This window comes from Flavobacterium sp. AC274 (assembly GCF_979258275.1).
In genome coordinates, this window is sequence record NZ_OZ409852.1 from 2,144,292 (window position 1) to 2,161,267 (window position 16,976).

10 protein-coding genes and 2 pseudogenes are annotated in these 16,976 nt (G+C 33.0%); 6 read left to right on the forward strand and 6 right to left on the reverse strand.

Going from position 1 to position 16,976, the window contains the following annotated elements:
- Nucleotides 1-4: 4 nt before the first annotated feature.
- Nucleotides 5-1,009 (forward strand): PorP/SprF family type IX secretion system membrane protein, encoded by a 1,005-nt coding sequence (locus ACZZZT_RS10035; protein WP_463460253.1) that lies wholly within the window; start codon nucleotides 5-7, stop codon nucleotides 1,007-1,009.
- Nucleotides 1,010-1,084: 75 nt separating this feature from the next.
- Here ACZZZT_RS10035 and ACZZZT_RS10040 read toward each other — a convergent pair whose 3' ends face one another.
- Nucleotides 1,085-1,699 (reverse strand): HD domain-containing protein, encoded by a 615-nt coding sequence (locus ACZZZT_RS10040; protein WP_463460254.1) that lies wholly within the window; start codon nucleotides 1,697-1,699, stop codon nucleotides 1,085-1,087.
- A gap of 727 nt (nucleotides 1,700-2,426) precedes the next feature.
- Here ACZZZT_RS10040 and ACZZZT_RS10045 point away from each other — a divergent pair.
- The 5 genes from ACZZZT_RS10045 (at nucleotide 2,427) to ACZZZT_RS10065 (ending at nucleotide 11,224) form a co-directional block, all read left to right on the forward strand.
- Nucleotides 2,427-4,667 carry a hypothetical protein gene (locus ACZZZT_RS10045; RefSeq protein WP_463460255.1) on the forward strand — a complete coding sequence of 747 codons (2,241 nt, stop codon included), beginning with the start codon at nucleotides 2,427-2,429 and terminating at the stop codon, nucleotides 4,665-4,667.
- A 396-nt stretch (nucleotides 4,668-5,063) separates the two neighbouring features.
- Nucleotides 5,064-6,485: an RtcB family protein gene (locus tag ACZZZT_RS10050; RefSeq protein WP_463460256.1), complete on the forward strand. Its 1,422-nt coding sequence runs from the start codon at nucleotides 5,064-5,066 to the stop codon at nucleotides 6,483-6,485.
- Between the two features lie 233 nt (nucleotides 6,486-6,718).
- Nucleotides 6,719-7,516: a TatD family hydrolase gene (locus ACZZZT_RS10055; protein WP_463460257.1), complete on the forward strand. Its 798-nt coding sequence runs from the start codon at nucleotides 6,719-6,721 to the stop codon at nucleotides 7,514-7,516.
- 278 nt (nucleotides 7,517-7,794) lie between these two features.
- Nucleotides 7,795-10,194 (forward strand): hypothetical protein, encoded by a 2,400-nt coding sequence (locus ACZZZT_RS10060; RefSeq protein WP_463460258.1) that lies wholly within the window; start codon nucleotides 7,795-7,797, stop codon nucleotides 10,192-10,194.
- 1 nt (nucleotide 10,195) lies between these two features.
- Nucleotides 10,196-11,224, forward strand: a complete 1,029-nt coding sequence (locus ACZZZT_RS10065; protein ID WP_463460259.1) for a hypothetical protein — start codon at nucleotides 10,196-10,198, stop codon at nucleotides 11,222-11,224.
- Between the two features lie 188 nt (nucleotides 11,225-11,412).
- On the opposite strand, the pseudogene ACZZZT_RS10070 reads toward ACZZZT_RS10065, so the two are convergent.
- The 5 genes and pseudogenes from ACZZZT_RS10070 to ACZZZT_RS10090 all read right to left on the reverse strand — a co-directional run.
- A pseudogene (locus ACZZZT_RS10070) lies at nucleotides 11,413-11,523 on the reverse strand (transcriptional regulator); the annotation flags it as partial.
- A 174-nt stretch (nucleotides 11,524-11,697) separates the two neighbouring features.
- Nucleotides 11,698-12,912 carry an SWIM zinc finger family protein gene (locus ACZZZT_RS10075; RefSeq protein WP_463460260.1) on the reverse strand — a complete coding sequence of 405 codons (1,215 nt, stop codon included), beginning with the start codon at nucleotides 12,910-12,912 and terminating at the stop codon, nucleotides 11,698-11,700.
- Nucleotides 12,891-13,025 carry a hypothetical protein gene (locus tag ACZZZT_RS10080; RefSeq protein WP_463460261.1) on the reverse strand — a complete coding sequence of 45 codons (135 nt, stop codon included), beginning with the start codon at nucleotides 13,023-13,025 and terminating at the stop codon, nucleotides 12,891-12,893. Before ACZZZT_RS10080 ends, ACZZZT_RS10075 begins: the two co-directional genes overlap by 22 nt.
- Nucleotides 13,026-13,030: 5 nt before the next feature.
- Nucleotides 13,031-14,959, reverse strand: coding sequence for a DUF6493 family protein (locus tag ACZZZT_RS10085; RefSeq protein ID WP_463462409.1), 1,929 nt, complete (start codon nucleotides 14,957-14,959; stop codon nucleotides 13,031-13,033).
- A pseudogene (locus ACZZZT_RS10090) lies at nucleotides 14,939-16,122 on the reverse strand (DUF6493 family protein); the annotation flags it as partial. The gene ACZZZT_RS10085 and the pseudogene ACZZZT_RS10090, both read right to left, overlap by 21 nt.
- Between the last annotated feature and the right edge of the window lie 854 nt (nucleotides 16,123-16,976).

Here is a 16,976-nt window from a genome sequence, read left to right on the forward strand (position 1 = left end):
TACAATGAAATTAAAACTATTTTTTATACTAATAACATGTTGCTTTTTTTCGCAGGCAAGAGCGCAAGATCCAATTTTTACACAATATTTTTTAATTCCCGAAACGCTTAATCCAGGATTTTCGGGTTTTATGGAAACTACTTATGCTGGTATAATTCACCGCGAACAATGGCCGGATCTTGATCTGAGAATAGATACAGATTATGCATTTGTAAACACGTGGAGCGAAGATATTAACAGTGGTTTTGGAGTCAGTGTCTTAAACCAAAGAGAAAATGTAACCAATTATAATTTTTTTGAAATCAACGCCAATTATGCGTACAAAGTACGACTAAATGATTATTGGTTCTTTAGGCCCGCTATAGAAGTGGGTTACGGAATAAAATCGTTTGCATTTCAGAATTTATTGTTAGAAGATCAGATTAATATAGGAACGGGCGTTATAAATCCAAACTCAAACGATCCCATTTTATTAAACAGCAAAGTCAACTTTTTTGATGTTTCTGCCGGAATGGTTTTTAATACCGATGAAATCTGGATTGGTTTTTCGATGAAACATTTAAACAAACCAAACATTGCCTTTAGCTCACAGGGAAATCTGCCTTTAAATACTTTTTTCTCCCTAAGCGGTGGTTACGAATTTCTTATTGCAGATTATATAGATGCCGTATTCCTGCCGTATGAAACTAAGTTTTTTGTAACATCAAACTACATGCAGCAAGGTCGTTATAACCGATTTGATTTGGGGGCTTCGATATTATTCGAAAAAATATTTTTTGGTGCTACAGCCGTAACAAATCCTGCAAAAAATGGAATGAATGGCGATTTGCTAACCTCTGTAAACTTATTTACAGGATTGCAGTATGAAAACCTTCGATTGGGATTATCATACGATTTAAACACTACCAAAATTGGTAAAACGGGAGGAATTTATGAATTATCCCTAACGTATCAATTTAGCTTAGCTAAAAAATGTTTTGGCTGCCCAAACTACGAAGGCAAAAGATAAAAGAAAAAGACATTTTTACGCATAGCAAACCCGACAGATTTTTAAAACCTGTCGGGTTTAACAACTGTTACGATATCAGGTCAATAACAAAATCTCCTTTTCAATATTCGTTCTCGCTTTTTCTTCAAACAAATCTCTAAAGGTTTTAGTTTGAAAAATAAATTCATCCTCCAGAAAATGTTTCAGGGCTTTTGCGCGTCCGGGTTTGTATAGAAAATCAGGATAAATGCTATATTCTTTTCTAATCTGTTCAAAATAAATTTGATATTCGTTCCAGTTTCGCGCGAGAATTTTCAAATCAAAATCAATTAGCCAGTTAATATCTTCAATTTCATTATGTTGATGAAGCTGCGTAGCGCAAATCATATTAAAAACCAATTTTGCATTGAGATTGGTTTCTTTCGGAAGAATCTTCACGGCATATTCAGCACTTTTCAGTTCATTATCTTTTTTACTGCTTTTATAAACGTAATCGTGATAAAAAATAGAAAATAAAACTTCGTTGGGAAATTTTAATTGATTAGCATACGTTTCAAAACATTCAATCATGTCTTTTATATGCGTCAGATTATGATAATGTCTTGATTTATTGGAATATGCCTTTTCTAAATCTAACCAATTTTGCTCAATTTCACTTTCTCTGAAACCAATATTGGTCAATAATTCAGAATATATTTCTTTTAAATTCATGTTATTTTTATTTAAATCTGATGAAAAGCTCCATCGGAGTTTAATATTTATAGCCAATTTATACCGAATGCTAATGAGCTCCATCGGAGCGTAATATTTATAGTTTATTTAGGTATTCTACAAAAGCTCCATCGGAGCGATATTTCAGTTTTTGCCTTTTATCTTTAAAATATATCACCCCGATGGGGTTTGGCAATAAATTTCTAAAAAACTATAAATATGCTGTCCCTATGGGACTTATGCTATTTTTATAAAATAATCTTTACTCAAATATAAAATTCTTTTTCACTGCGCAAAATAATTGCGCAGTACTTTTGAAATCTTTGCTCAGGAAATAAAAACAAGTTCATTGAAATAAAAAATTGCGTTAACAAGGTCAAGTTTAAGTTACTTCGAAAACACTTTCCACGTACAAACTTATACCATTACCGGTTAACACAATTTAAATTGAGGCAGTAGCTCAGCGGTTAGAGCAGGTAGTTTTGAAATTATCCTTCAAAGGTCAATTAAAACTTACTTCTAGACATTGGTATTTCCGGTTCGAGTCCGGCAAGTTTTAAAATCATCATTAATAAAAATGAGGGTCAAGATTAACTTACTTCAGTCAATCCGATAATTTGTTCAGTTAATCCATTACACTCAAATTTCAGGTCAAGTGTTTCTTACTTCAAATCTTTTAGGTAGAAATCAGAAACACGATTATCTAAATTTTAAAAATTAAAAAAAAATGAAAACAAAAGAATTATTAAAAATCAGTTTGCGTCAAAACGCTATTTTCATTCCATCAGAGATGATTGCGAATGACAACAAAAATTTATCAGGAACAACATCGGTTTTATTGGCCAATGTTTCAAAACTTGGATTTACATTTTCTGAATCGTTATTACACGCTTTAAACAATGTAAACCCAAATTATAAAGTGGAAGTTTTAGAAGTGCTAAGAGAAGTTTTAGGAACCGATAAAAACTGGACGCCTTTGGTTAAAGAATGGAATATCCCAACAGGAGAATCTGTTTTGGATCATGTTGTGACGTATTTCTGGAATGTTTTAAATATAAAAAGAGGTACAACTTTGCAATGCGGACATATTATTCCGGATAATACTTTTCCTTTAGAAAGATACAACGGTTGTCCGTTTTGCGGAACTCCGTTTGAATTCGGTAAAATCGAAAACTTAGGTCAGGGAAGTAAATTAAAAGTACTGGATTTATGGTCAGAAAAAGAATTGCAAGATTTCTATAAATCGTTATTACAATCAAAAACCGCTCTAGACGCTACACAAATAGATAGTTTAAAAATGGCCTTGAAATATTTGCCTTTGCCAAAAGTGGATATTGCCATGAAGGAAACTTTGATGTTGGTAATCGATATTTTAATTGAAGAAGGTCAAGCCGAAAATGCATCTCAGTACTTTAAATCACCAACCGATATCTTAAGATATTTATGGTTTAAAAATACAGGTTTATTGCAGATAATCGAGCCAAAAACAATCATCAAAAGAAAATCTAAAAACGTGACTCATTTTTATGAGTTTTTGGATAAAAGTGCGCAAGAGAAAATTGCATCAACAAAAGATTTGAAACTTAAATATTCAAGAAAAGAATGTTTGATGGTCGCAAACTGGTTGAACAATCTTGATATGGATGTTGAAACGATGTGCGAAATCATGCACCCAAAAAGAGGAATGTGGGTTCGTTTAATCAGAGCGTTGCGTTTGGCAGAATACAGCAAAAGAAAAGGCTTTGAAAAATTAGCTTTTTTAATGGATGTATTTTACAACCAGGTTTATGACGTTTGGCAAAGTAAAGTAAACACATCAAGATTAAAGTTTGATGCCGATAAAACATTTACATTGTTAAAAGAGCGTCCGGGATTGTTTGCACGTTCTTTATTTTCGAATATGCTTTGGTTTGGTGCAGACGAAACTGTGGCACATTTTGAAGAAATCATCGATAAAGTTCCGGCCAGATTGGTGGTTACTTTAAACATGTATGCTCAAAATTATTTTGATAAAAACATGCAAAGAAGCGTGAAACCTTTGGGAGGAACAAACAAACGTATTGCACCAAATGCATTATTGAATTTGTACGACGAAGCACAATTAGAGGCGATGAAAAATCAAATCGAAGCGTTGTGTCTTTTAGCGATGAAAAAAAGATTTGCGGCAATTGTAAACCCAAACAAAACGATTTATATTGATCCGCAATTGTTTAATATGCCAGTTTCGATTGGTGATAGAAGCGAGACCGTTCAGGATTTGCCGGTTGCTTTGATGGGAACACGTTTCCCGATTGAAGGAAACGAAGTGCGATTGTTTATGCAATGGGGAAAAGATTTGCAGGCACAGCATTTGGATATGGATTTAAGCTGTCATATCGCTTATGAAGATAAAGCCGATATCTGTTCTTTCAGCCGATTGGAAACTGTTGGTTGTAAACATAGCGGTGATATCAGACATATTCCGAATAAAATTGGAACGGCAGAATACATCAATATCAACATCGACGAATTGGCAAAAGCCAACGCAAAATTTGTAACTTTTACTTGCAATGCGTACAGCAACGGAAGTATTTCGCCAAATTTGGTTGTAGGTTGGATGAACAGCAAATACCCGATAAAAATCTCTGAGAAAACCGGAGTTGCCTACGATCCGTCGTGTGTAGATCATCAGGTTCGCGTTACGCAAAATGTTTCCAAAGGTTTAGTTTTCGGAGTGTTGGATGTAGCCAAAAGAGAAATCGTTTGGTTAGAAATGACTTTCGGTGGACAAGTTGTCGGAGGTTTGGATTTTAAAGGAGTTCAGGCTTTATTGGCAAAATTAAGCAGTAAATTGAATATTGGTAGTTTGTTACAACTGAAAGCGGAAGCCCAGGGTTTAACAATCACCGAAGATCAAAACGCCGATGAGGTTTACGATGCAAAATGGGCGATAAATGCTGCGGCAGTTACGCAATTATTGATAGATTAGTGGCAAAGGTACAGAGTTACAAAGTGACAAAGGTTTTTGTGGAGTAGCGTTGCAGTGCATCTTCGCAAAGTGTGGTAAATTTAATCTCGCAAAGTCGCGAAGTAGCAAAGTTTTATTGAAGCTGTAAACCTACTGTTTGTCATCTCGACAGAGGAGAGATCACATAAAGTGAAGACACACAGTACGTCGCTCTCTGGATGCGATTTCTCCTCTGTCGAAATGACACAAAATGAGTTGACATAAAATAAGGAAAGAAAATCTGCTCAATCTGCTCAATCTGCGTGAACAAAAAAACTTTGCGCCTCTGCGTCTTTGCGCGAAAATTAATAAAAATAAAACTACGCAAAATAACCGCGCAGAACAAAACAACCTTTGTACTATCAAAATACGAAAACAATGAAAACACAAATAAACGGTACAGATATATTAGAATTAGGATTCCCAGAAGGAAAAACAATCGGAATCGCATTAAAAATAAACAGCAAAAGACACGGTTTGAAACGTGATGAAATGATAGCCAATTTCAAAAACGTTTTAGAAACTCCGGAAAACTATATAGACGACGCTATTTTTAGCAAACTAGCTATTGCCCTAATCGAAAAAGCAAATGAAAAACCGGAAGATTTCATCGCTTTAAACCAAAACCCGAATGCATATGCTTCTTACGGAGCAGAACATATTGAAGACGGCGCGAGAAAGCAAATGGAAGTAGCGATGCAATTGCCCGTTACGGTTGCCGGAGCTTTAATGCCAGACGCGCACCAAGGTTATGGATTGCCAATTGGCGGAGTTTTAGCGACCAAAAATGCCATTATTCCGTATGGTGTTGGAGTTGATATTGGGTGTAGAATGGCGTTATCGGTTTATGATATTGCAGAGGATTTTTACTTTGAAAACGAAGCCAAATTCAAAAAAGAATTAATTGCCAATTCTATTTTTGGAGCGGGACACGGTTTTCACGGACAATACAAATCAGATCATGCGGTTTTAGAAAACGATGCTTTTAATATGACTCCGTTTGTGAAGAACTTAAAAGATAAAGCCTGGTCGCAATTGGGTTCTTCGGGTGGTGGAAATCACTTTGTCGAATTCGGAATCATGGAATTTGCCAAAGACGATACGGTTTTGAATATTCCAAAAGGAAAATATGTCGCTTTGTTAACGCATTCCGGTTCACGAGGAATGGGCGCTACAATTGCCGGACATTACACTAAAATGGCCAAAGACGTTTGTAAACTTCCGGAAGTGGCTAAAAATTTAGCCTATTTGGATATGAACTCACAATTGGGACAGGAATATTGGATGGCGATGAATTTGGCGGGAGATTACGCATCGGCTTGTCATGAAATTATCCATAACAAAATGGAACGCGCTTTGGGTGCCACAATTTTAGCCAAAGTCGAAAACCACCATAATTTTGCCTGGAAAGAAATCTGGAACGGCGAAGAAGTGATCGTACATAGAAAAGGTGCAACTCCGGCCGGAAAAGGCGTGATGGGAATCATTCCGGGAAGTATGACAGCGCCGGGATTTTTGGTGAGAGGAAAAGGTGAGGAGAACGCCATAAATTCGGCTTCGCACGGAGCAGGAAGACAAATGAGCCGAACACAAGCTATAAAAAATATCACAAAAAACGAGATGAAATCGATTCTGCAACATCACGGCGTTACACTTATCGGAGCAGGTCTTGACGAAGCACCAATGGCCTACAAAGATATCAATCAGGTGATGGAAGCCCAACAGGATTTGGTTGACGTTGTAGCAAAGTTCACCCCAAAATTAGTGAGAATGGCGGATGACGGAAGTAGAGAAGACTAAAAAGAGATGCAAGAAGAAAGATGCAAGAGAATAGAGTAAAGAGAATAGATGCAAGAAACAAGAAGAAAGAAACAAGAGAATAGAGTAAAGAAAATAGACTTTAGAACTAAGTTTTGTAGAGTCTTTTTTCTTTCATCTTTGCTCTTTTCTCTCTCTTAAAACAAAAAACATAAAGACTCAAAGAGCTAAAATCTTAGAACCTTAGCCTCTCAGAATCTTAGAACCTTAAAAAAATGACATACATAGACATAGGAATTAATTTAACGAATAAACAATTCCAAAACGACATAGACGATGTCGTACAAAACGCTTTAGATGCCGACGTATCGCAAATGATACTAACCGGCACAAGTGTAAGAAACAGCGAAGAATCATCGCGAATAGCAAAAGAATATCCCGGAATATTATATTCCACAGCTGGAATTCACCCGCATGATGCGAAGAGTTTTGATGCGCAGAGTATTTCGAAACTGCGAAATTTACTAAAACAAAAACACGTAGTTTCGGTAGGCGAGTGCGGACTCGATTTTGATCGTGATTTTTCGCCCAGAAATATTCAGGAAACGTGTTACAAAGCCCAATTAGAATTGGCGATTGAAGTTCAGAAACCTTTGTTTTTGCACGAAAGAGCTGCTTTTACCAAGTTTATGAGCATTACAAAAGACTATTTACCACAATTGCCAAAAGCTGTTGTGCATTGTTTTACCGGAACTTTGCCCGAAGCCCAAACCTACCTCGATAACGGATTCTATCTTGGTTTTACCGGAGCAATTTCAGACAGTAAACGTTTCGATCATTTAAAAGAAGTGATTCAGTACGTACCGCTTGACCGAATGATGATCGAAACCGATGCGCCATTCATGCTTCCAAAAAATACTCCAAACAGCCTTTTAAAGAAATATCACGAACGACGCTGCGAACCTGCTTTTCTGCCTTTTGTGGCAGGAACTGTGGCGCAGTTTAAAGGAGTTTCGGGGATTGTGGTTGCGGAGGAAACTACGAGGAATGCGAAAGACTTTTTTGGGATTTAAGGTTTTTAAAACCTGTTAGATATTTTTATAGAGATTTTATTTGTTGGCTTTTAAATTCAGGTATTTGTACTGGGTTTAGAGGCTTTTTGTTTATATATATTTGAAGGAGAAGAATTTCTTAAACAATTATGGCTATTATGGAAAACCGTAAAATATTTTGTGAAATTTTATGCATCTTCGATTGATTTTTAATAGAATGATGATAAATCGGGAAGAAGAATGAAGATGAATAAACAGTAGATTTGTTTTTTTATAGGTACAATTAAATTAAAAAAAATATGAGTTTTAAACTATTAGGGATTAGACCACTTGAAAACTGTAATGAAAAATTTTTAAAAAATTTGAAACCAAATCAAGTTTATCAGTTTTATAATGATTATAAGTTTCATTTTAAAAATGATGATGAAAATAACGATGTTGTTAAGCTTGAAAAATTGAAACAATCCGTGCCAGATAATTTTTTTGGTGATGATAATCTTAAAATTAATATATCTGCATTAGTTGGGAAAAATGGAAGTGGTAAGAGTAGTTTAGTGGAATTGTTTTATGCTTCATTATATAATTTATCCGTAATAGAAGGAATTTTAGATAAACAACTCGATGAGGTTGATTTTACAGAAAATGTAAAAAATATAAAAAGTGATATTAAATACACAATTACTGGCTTGATTGAGAATAATCAAAAACTAAATCATTATGACTTAAATAATTTATTTGAAAATATATTAAGTTTTAATAATAACATAAAAAACAGCGGTAAAAGATCAATAACACCTATTGAGAAAGAATATGAGAAGCTTTTGAAGTTGCTAAAAAATCATGAAGGGAAGAAATATATTTTTACTGATGATGATTTGAAAAAATTGGACAAATTGATGGGGAGTATGCTTCCTGAAAATTCTATTTCAAATAGTTTTCGAAATGAAATTACAGATTTTATAAATAGCATAAATTTAATAGCAAAAGATGTTAATGCAGAAATATATTTTGAGTTAATTGACGAAGGACTATTAAGATTATATTTGTTAAGGGTAAAAGGACAATCAGTGGAATTCTATGAATTTGACGAGAATTTAAAAATTGTCAATACAATACCGTTGTCACAAGATAAAAAAGAAAAATTATTAGGAGATGGCTTTTTCTATTCTCTAGCAATAAATTATTCTTTTTACGCACTTAATTCACTTGATTTAGGACGCTGGTTAAAAAATATATTTCATAAAAATGATTCATATCAAATGCCAATTGTTTTAAATCCTATGAGAACAGAAGGTGTAATCAGTATTAATACTGAAACAGATCTTACAAAATCAAGGTTTTTGTATAACTTATTTTACCCATTGATTGTAGATAAAAAAACAGAACCAAATGAAATTAATGGAAAAAAACCTTTAAAGATAACGCTAAAAGTAAATCATAAAAAGCTTGTTCCATCGATATTAAAAGGTAAAGCTGATGTTGTAGCTTTTGCTTTATTAGATAGATGTTCTGAATATTTACCTGTAATAAATAAAATTTTTGAAATTAGAGAAGTTTACGTTGCAAATGAAGTACAAAAAGCTTGTTATGAATATATTTTAAATAAAGCATATAGTATTATTAATTACTATAAATCTTACAACAGAAGAGAATATTTAAGCGTTTTCAAAGGCAATGAAAAAGAAAAATTCGAGAAACTATTATTAAAAATTCGTGATGAAGATGATAGTCATATTACACTAAAATTAAAACAAGCGGTAAACTTTTTAAAGCATTATAAAAAGACAATACCTGAGATAAAAGGTTCAACTTTCTTAAAAGAGGAATTTGAAGTTAATATTAAAAAGTACGCGACATCTACAATTGAAATTATTGCACCCAATTACGATAATTTTTCTCAATTTTTAATCCCATCTTTTTTTGAATATGATTTAATATTTGAGGATGGTAGTAGCTTTTCCCAATTGAGTTCAGGTGAAAAGCAATTAATATATGGTACAAATACAATATTATATCATTTATTAAATATTATTTCAGTTCATAGAAATAATGACAAAAAACTTAAAAGATACAAATATGTAAATATGATTTATGACGAAATTGAATTATATTATCATCCAGAGCTGCAAAAGAAATTTTTAAATTATTTGTTAAGCGAGATAAAAAAACAAAATATTGAAAATATTAAAGGTATCAATATACTTTTAATTACTCATTCCCCATTTATTTTATCTGATATACCGAAACAAAATATTTTATATCTTAAGACAGAAGAAATTGAAAAAAATAATGACGGGGATATAATAAAGGAGCAAATAGCAATTCCACAAAACTTAGATGATAAAAATTCCTTTGGAGCAAATATAACAGATTTACTGGCTGATAGCTTTTTTATAAATGATGGCTTAATTGGAGATTTTGCAAAAGATAAAATTCAAATTACATTAGAATGGTTAAAAAATGAGGCCAATAAACAGAAAGTAGTTTTTGTTTTGGATAATAAAATAATTTTGCCAAAATTTAATTCTAGAGAAGCTGAAGTTTCTTATCATAAACAGGTAATTGAATTAATAGATGAACCTTTAGTTAAGCATAAGCTTAAAAGTCTTTTTATAGAATTTATTTCAGAGGATTTAGAATTTAAAAATGAAGAAATATTAGTATTAGAAGAAAGACTCAATAAATTAAAAAAACAATAATATGCTTAGTATAAATTTCAAAAATACCATAACAGAGTGTGAAAATTATTGTAACGGTTTTAAAAATGAAAATTCTAAAATTAAAGGTATTGTTTTGTGGATTGAGAGAAGAATAAAAGACTATTTGTCCCAAGAAAATTTAGACCTCCTTGAAAATAAGAATAATAAAAAAATATTACTAGAGCTAAAAAGATTGCTCACAAAAGAAGAAATTGAAAAAATAATTAAATGCGATTATAATAATTTAGAAATAAAGAGTAATGAATATGAAAAATTTACAAAACTAGATTTATTTTATAAAGGCAATGACAATAAAAAAAGGAAAGATCCAGTAAAAGTTTTAAATTTAATTTTTAATTATCCAGAATTTAGAGGTTATAAAAAAACGATTTATAATGGATTTTTACTTTCTCAACGGTTAGGAATTGAATGTTGTCCTTATTGTAATAGAAATTATACCACTTCACATCAAACCTATTTTGTTAATGTCAAGAGTGTAAAAACAGAAAAACATGTTTTTCCTGAATTTGACCATTTTTATCCTAAAACGAAGCATCCGGTGATAGCTCTTTCGTTTTACAATTTAATACCAAGTTGTAATATTTGCAATACTCACTACAAGAATGATAGAGAAGCTAGTCATTTATTTCATCCATACACGATTAATAGTTTAAATAAGTTTAGGTTTGTTGGTTTTCCAAGCGATGTTGCATCATTATATGGTTCAGCTGATAATATTTCGATTGATTTTGAATATTTTGGGACAGATGATATAAATGAGAAATTAAAGAATTCTATTGAATTTTTTGGTATAAAAGATATTTATGAAAAATGTCATACTTCCTTAATAAGAGATATACTTTACAAGAAAATTGCTTTTGGAGAAAGTTATATGAAACATTTGGAAAATACTTATAAAATGTCATTTGAAGATTCCTTTAGAATAGTTTTTGAAACTAATTTTGAAGATGAAAAACTCCATAAAAGACCATTTAGTAAACTAAAGAAAGATATCTTCCTTGGAAGTTGATTATATATACACAACTCGTTCTGCAAATTTTCCAATTTCGTAGTGAAAACAATGTCTAGTAGCTTTAATAAATAAAAAGATTTTAAATCGTAAAAGGTTTCTTAGAGTTAAACTAAATTTCAATAAAACCAAAAAAAATACGCAAATCATTTTGAGCATTTTTTATATAATTCTATTATCGAAGAATATTATTTCCCTTTCAACAATTTCTCCAAATATTCAACCTTTTCTTTTTCAGCGAGAACCAAACGTTCATAAAGCTCAACAACTTTATCAAGAGGAGTGAAAGTGCAAACATTATGATTAGTGTTTCCATTTCCCTGACCATTATTGGCACTATTATCATAACAAGCATTAATATAAATCTAAAAAAAATCCGTATAAATCAGCGTTTTCGCGAAAGCGAATCCGTATAATCTGCGTCTAAAATCGCCCCAACATCAGGGCGATTTCTTTTTATATAAAAACTAATATCAGGAAACCATCATCTTAACCCCCAAAATATGTTTACAAATTCCTCGTTTACCCTGATAAGCCGTAAACCAGTCGCAAGTACATCTTTGCGAATTATTATCGATAATTACTTTGTGTACAACGCCGGAACCTTTTACTTTGGCTTCGATATAATCGGCTCTTCGCTCGACGATTTCGATATCTTCGTTGGCTAATAGTTTTTTGGCATTTTTAAGTCTTGGGTTTAGTGATAAAATGCGTTCGGTTTTAAAAGGGAGACGACGGTAGAAATGCGCTTTTTCGCTTAAATCATAACCCAATAATCCCATTGAAGATAAATTCGAAGTCAGATTATCCATTGTGCCAAAATCAATATCATTTTCGATAGAAAGCATTGTTGGGTCAAAAGTCTCGTTCGATTTTAATAAACTATTTAAACCGTAAACCCATTCTATGGGTAAGTTTTCGGTCATGGTTTCCAATACATTTCCTTCGCCCGAAAAGCCGCGGTAAGAATCTGGAGAAAAAGCCATTAAAAGCTGCATTTTTCCAAATTCGGCGACTATGGCACACGTTTGTTTGTCTGACGATTCGTAGATGAAAATTTTGTCTACAATGGCGAGAATTCCTTCTAACAAACGTAAACGCTGAACTCCTCCAATTCTAACACTATCGGCTGTAGCCAAAGTCGAAAACATAAATTTTCCCGCTCTTTTGGTTATGAAAAAATCGCCTTTTACAGTTCCTTTTGGTAAACTTTGAAACAACTGAATCGTCTGAATTTTATTCAATTCAAACTTAATATCCATATCTGCCAGATACAACTGAACGCTCGTTAAACCTTTTATCCAGCGCATGGGCAAGGTTACTTTTTTCTCGGTCACTTTTGCTTTGCTCGTAATAACCTGAACATCCTGCTGACCAACGGCAAGTGTTACTTTTTCGTTTTTCTGAATTGCATTCAAAGCATTCAGCATCGGATCATTAAAATCGACATTCGTTGTTCCGTTAGCTATAAATTCTCCGTCTATCGCTTCGGGTTTCATATCTAGTCGTACATAAACGCCGTTGCAGGACGAAAAACCTTCAAAACGCAATCGCTCAGATCCTGCCGAAACAATAGGATCACGAAGACTTGGCGGAATGGGTCCAAAACTGGAACGAACCACTTTGGCAATCGTAGTCCAGCATTTTGCGGTAACATAAGGATCAGTCAAACTTCCCCAAAAAAACACGGAATGTTATTGACTTCTTCGATTTCGGTTTGATGTGCCAAAACCAGATTATTAATGCCTTTGGTTTTACTGTAAGTCGAAATTCCTTTATAATTATATTCTAGATCTGTCATTTTCTTTATTTTAAAATTTGCTTAATCAATGATTTAAGCGATGCATTATCTTTCCATTTTTCGAAGAAAACAATTGTTTCTGCAGATGGTTTTTGATTGGTTTTCGTTAAAATATCCAGATAATTTTCTATAATTTTCTTGAAGTTGGTTGGTAATTTTTCTTTTAAATCAAGAGTTGAAAAGAACGAATTAAACAATTTCAATAAAGCATTGTTATGCAAAGGCGAAACATCTTTCAAGGCAATTAATCCGTCGACTAATCTTAAAAACACACCATATTTTTCTGTTGTAAGATATGCTATTTTATGAGCAAAAAGTTCAACATCAATAGCTTGTTTTTCGATTAACTGAATCAAAACTTCGGATGCCAGTAAGCGTAAATCTTTTTTCTCCTGAAAGAAAGTACATGCAAACAATAGCAGACTAATATCAGAGAATCGAAATTCCGGGCGGTTTATAATCTCCAGAAACCCTTTTAACTCTGGTTTTGCTCCATCGCCGGTTACGCAATTTTGCAATAAAGTCAATGCCAGTGCATCTGAATTTTGGGGTGTAAGACTATGCCAGAAATAGGTGTTTCCTGCATAACTTAGTAAATAATCCCAATCGTTTGACCGCTGATAAGCATCAAGGCTGTACAGCAAATAATTTGGAATTTTAGAATAATTCGGCAAATCAAATTTTAGCTCGTACCACGATGGCGTTCGCTCTTTTTCTTTGGTTTGATAATTTGTCCATTCGTTCCATTTTTCTTTAAACTGAACATTTGGCTGAAAAGGAGACACCACAAACGGAATGTCTTTCAGATACGTATTTTCAAATTCAGCAAAAGTATCATTAGGATAAAAAGTTCTTGCCGCAACTGCCCAAAGCGATAATTTTCCGGTTTCTTTGGTCGTTTTTCCCATTGTTGCCAATAGTTTCGAGAACATAGAAGTCTCGTCTAATTCGATTTTAGCGTTTACGCCCAGACAAAACGATAATAATTGTTTTAATTCGCCTTCGATTTTATCCAATAACGGAATGGCATCTTCGACATTTTCTCTCGGCATACGCGCGATTGCAATAGCAAGATCGACAGAATCAATTTCTTCATTGGTGTTTTGATACGCAATAACCCTTTCTAACAAAACTTTTGGAGCCACCCAATACGGTTTATGACTCGGTAAAGAAAGCAGGGGTAAAGTAGAATTTGAATCTATTTTTTGCTGTACTTTTTCGAGTAAAGGCTGCATTAATAAAGTAGTGTTAATCTTTGAATAATGATTGACTTTACTATTGAATTTGTTATCGATGTTGGCGATTTTAGATTGTAAAAAAGCCTTCACAAAATTTTTGTGAACACTTTCAAAATAATGTTTTTGCAATTGTTTTTCATAAGGCTGCAATTGCGCTGTATAATCTGCCGGAAACAAATCCCGTTGCGAGATATAAATATTCAACAGAATTTCTGCATCTACAGTTTCATCAGAATTTATGAAATTTCCAAACTGAAAAACAACATCATTCCAATCCTTTGGCAACTGAACTTCGTCTGTAAGCAATAACTCTTTTTGAGGGTCAAATACATATTCTTCTAAAGCAGAATCATCGACAACCAGACTATCTTCATCTAAAAATTGCGTTAATCCTGATTTTATATTTCCCTGCATCATTGTTACGTACGAAGACAATTTCTCTTTAAGAACCTTATCTTTTACGTTGGCAATTTTGGTGATAATTTTGGTAACGCGTTCCTGCAAAGCCAAATCGGCAATGACATAAACATCAGCAATAATAGATGCGATTGCCGGGCTTAGTTTCGGGTTTGATTTGGTTATTTTTTCTAATATTGGCAAAACGTTTTTAATGGCTGCTTTGCAATCGCTGCGCATCATTAAAGGTTCCAGCCATTCCAGGAATGATTTAGTTTTGAATTTTGGATGATCGTACATTTTCTTGATCAATTCAATTCCGTAACTTGTTATTGGCGGATACGGATTGTGTAAATAAGAGAATATATTTTCCTGATGAATGATAAGTTCATCGGCTGTAACATTAAATTCTTCGATTCTTTTTCTAAAAAATGATTTCAGGTTATTGTTCCATTCTTTGGTTTGAATCAGGATGGCATTTTCGATAAAAAACGCGCGATCCATCTTTTTTCTTCTAATAAAGATTGATAAATAACGGTCCAGGTCTGAAATTCATCATGTTTTTGAGCATCATTATCTCTAAAGAAACTATTGTGCAGAATCGTTTCGTAGTTAAACAATTCCGGAATATCCCTTTGATAAGTTAGTTTGTCGTTTAATGAATTATTAATGAATCTTCTGGTCTTCATCTTGGCGCGCCATTCATTTGTTGCCGCAAGAGTCAGAGCGTATAATTCGGCATTATATTGCAATAAATCCTGCTCTTCTAATTTGCGTAGAATATGATAATTAAATCCAACCCAGTCTTGTCTTTTTACTTTATCTAGAATAAAAGTATCTAGCCAATTGGGTTTTGCCCACAATAAAACATCCAGAACTGTAGGTCTTTCATCTATTTCATTTAATAAGCTCAAAGCTTCATCCCAGGAATTGATTTCGGTTTTATCGAATAATGCAATGGCACTAAGGGTAATAATATCACTTTGTTTTTTATCGCCGCGGGTTCCCCAGCCATAATCGTGTTTGTCTTTTTTTACATAACCCGGATCTTTCGTAAGATCAGTATACGTCATAAAGTAACGCTTACTTTTCTTAATCTGCTTTTTTAAAGCCTCAATATTTCCTTTTGATTTTTCTTTTAGAAAAGGCAAAAGCAAATCAATATTTTTAGATTTTATGATAGTGTCATATTCTTCAAGAACTTCATCAGATTTAGCGCTTTTAGCTGTTTTTGGTTTGGAATCCACAGCAACATCACCGGTTTCTGAATATCCTTTTTTTACTTTTTCGGCGAGTATTTTTTCTGCTGATTTCAGACATTCTTCGTCTGTAGAAAATGATTTGGTTTGAGAAGTTCCCGAAGTTCCGTTTTTGCCGTAAGTCACCGTATATTCTAATCCTGTAACTTCAATTTGCCAAAACTTATCGGAATTTCCATCGATGTATTTGAGGTATTTTTTCATATTTGTTTATGGGCTGAATGAGAGTGCGTATATTCTCAAAAATATAAAATTATTAAGGTTTTGTCGGGCTTTTCAGGGAAAATTTAGGTTAAAATTTTTAAACAATCCGATAAATATTTCAGGACTAATAATATAGAATTGTTAAATTATATTAATAAAACGCTTACATTTGCCCCCGAAATGAAAATGAAAAACATACATATCAATCTGTCAGTAAGACAATACAGCGATCGTTTAGCGGGATTTCCTCCAGCTAAATGCTCAGGATGTAGTATGTATTTTAATGAATTGAAGTGTAAATTGTAGTTACAAACTCAACATAAATATATAAAAGCGTCCTTATCGGGGCGCTTTTTTTGTTTAGATGCACTTCTTCCGAAGCTTCGGGATCGCTCAGAATGACAAAAAAACACTTCGACTTCGCTCAGTGTGACATGAAAATAACCCTTAACTAAAAATAATTAAAAAAAGAATTGACCAAATGTTTAATGATTAAATCAAATAGCGAAATATAATCTTGAAAAGTAATCTGATGAGAGACAGTCATTTGATACAATTAAGGATCTGCACAAGTATGCGGACAGGGATTTTTATGGTTTTAATTAATTATTAACTATCTGATTGTCAATGAAATAATTTTAAAAATGATTTGGATAATTGGTTTTTTCGACTTTATCTTTGCCGAAGAAAATTTCAAAAGAGAATTTCAATAGTAACAATGATTTCAAAATATAATACAACATATAAAATGGCTTTTAATAAAAACATATATAACGCAAAACTGCTAAACCCGAGCTCATATCTTGGATGTTTAACAATACAGGTGCATGAATACAGGCAATAGGATAGTTATA

Bases quoted from the DNA above. Each gene is read 5' to 3' on its own strand.
- ACZZZT_RS10035 (WP_463460253.1), top strand. From the start codon at position 5: ATGAAATTAAAACTATTTTTTATACTAATAACATGTTGCTTTTTTTCG.
- ACZZZT_RS10040 (WP_463460254.1), bottom strand. From the start codon at position 1,699: ATGAATTTAAAAGAAATATATTCTGAATTATTGACCAATATTGGTTTC.
- ACZZZT_RS10045 (WP_463460255.1), top strand. From the start codon at position 2,427: ATGAAAACAAAAGAATTATTAAAAATCAGTTTGCGTCAAAACGCTATT.
- ACZZZT_RS10050 (WP_463460256.1), top strand. From the start codon at position 5,064: ATGAAAACACAAATAAACGGTACAGATATATTAGAATTAGGATTCCCA.
- ACZZZT_RS10055 (WP_463460257.1), top strand. From the start codon at position 6,719: ATGACATACATAGACATAGGAATTAATTTAACGAATAAACAATTCCAA.
- ACZZZT_RS10060 (WP_463460258.1), top strand. From the start codon at position 7,795: ATGAGTTTTAAACTATTAGGGATTAGACCACTTGAAAACTGTAATGAA.
- ACZZZT_RS10065 (WP_463460259.1), top strand. From the start codon at position 10,196: ATGCTTAGTATAAATTTCAAAAATACCATAACAGAGTGTGAAAATTAT.
- ACZZZT_RS10080 (WP_463460261.1), bottom strand. From the start codon at position 13,025: ATGACAGATCTAGAATATAATTATAAAGGAATTTCGACTTACAGTAAA.
- ACZZZT_RS10085 (WP_463462409.1), bottom strand. From the start codon at position 14,959: ATGTACGATCATCCAAAATTCAAAACTAAATCATTCCTGGAATGGCTG.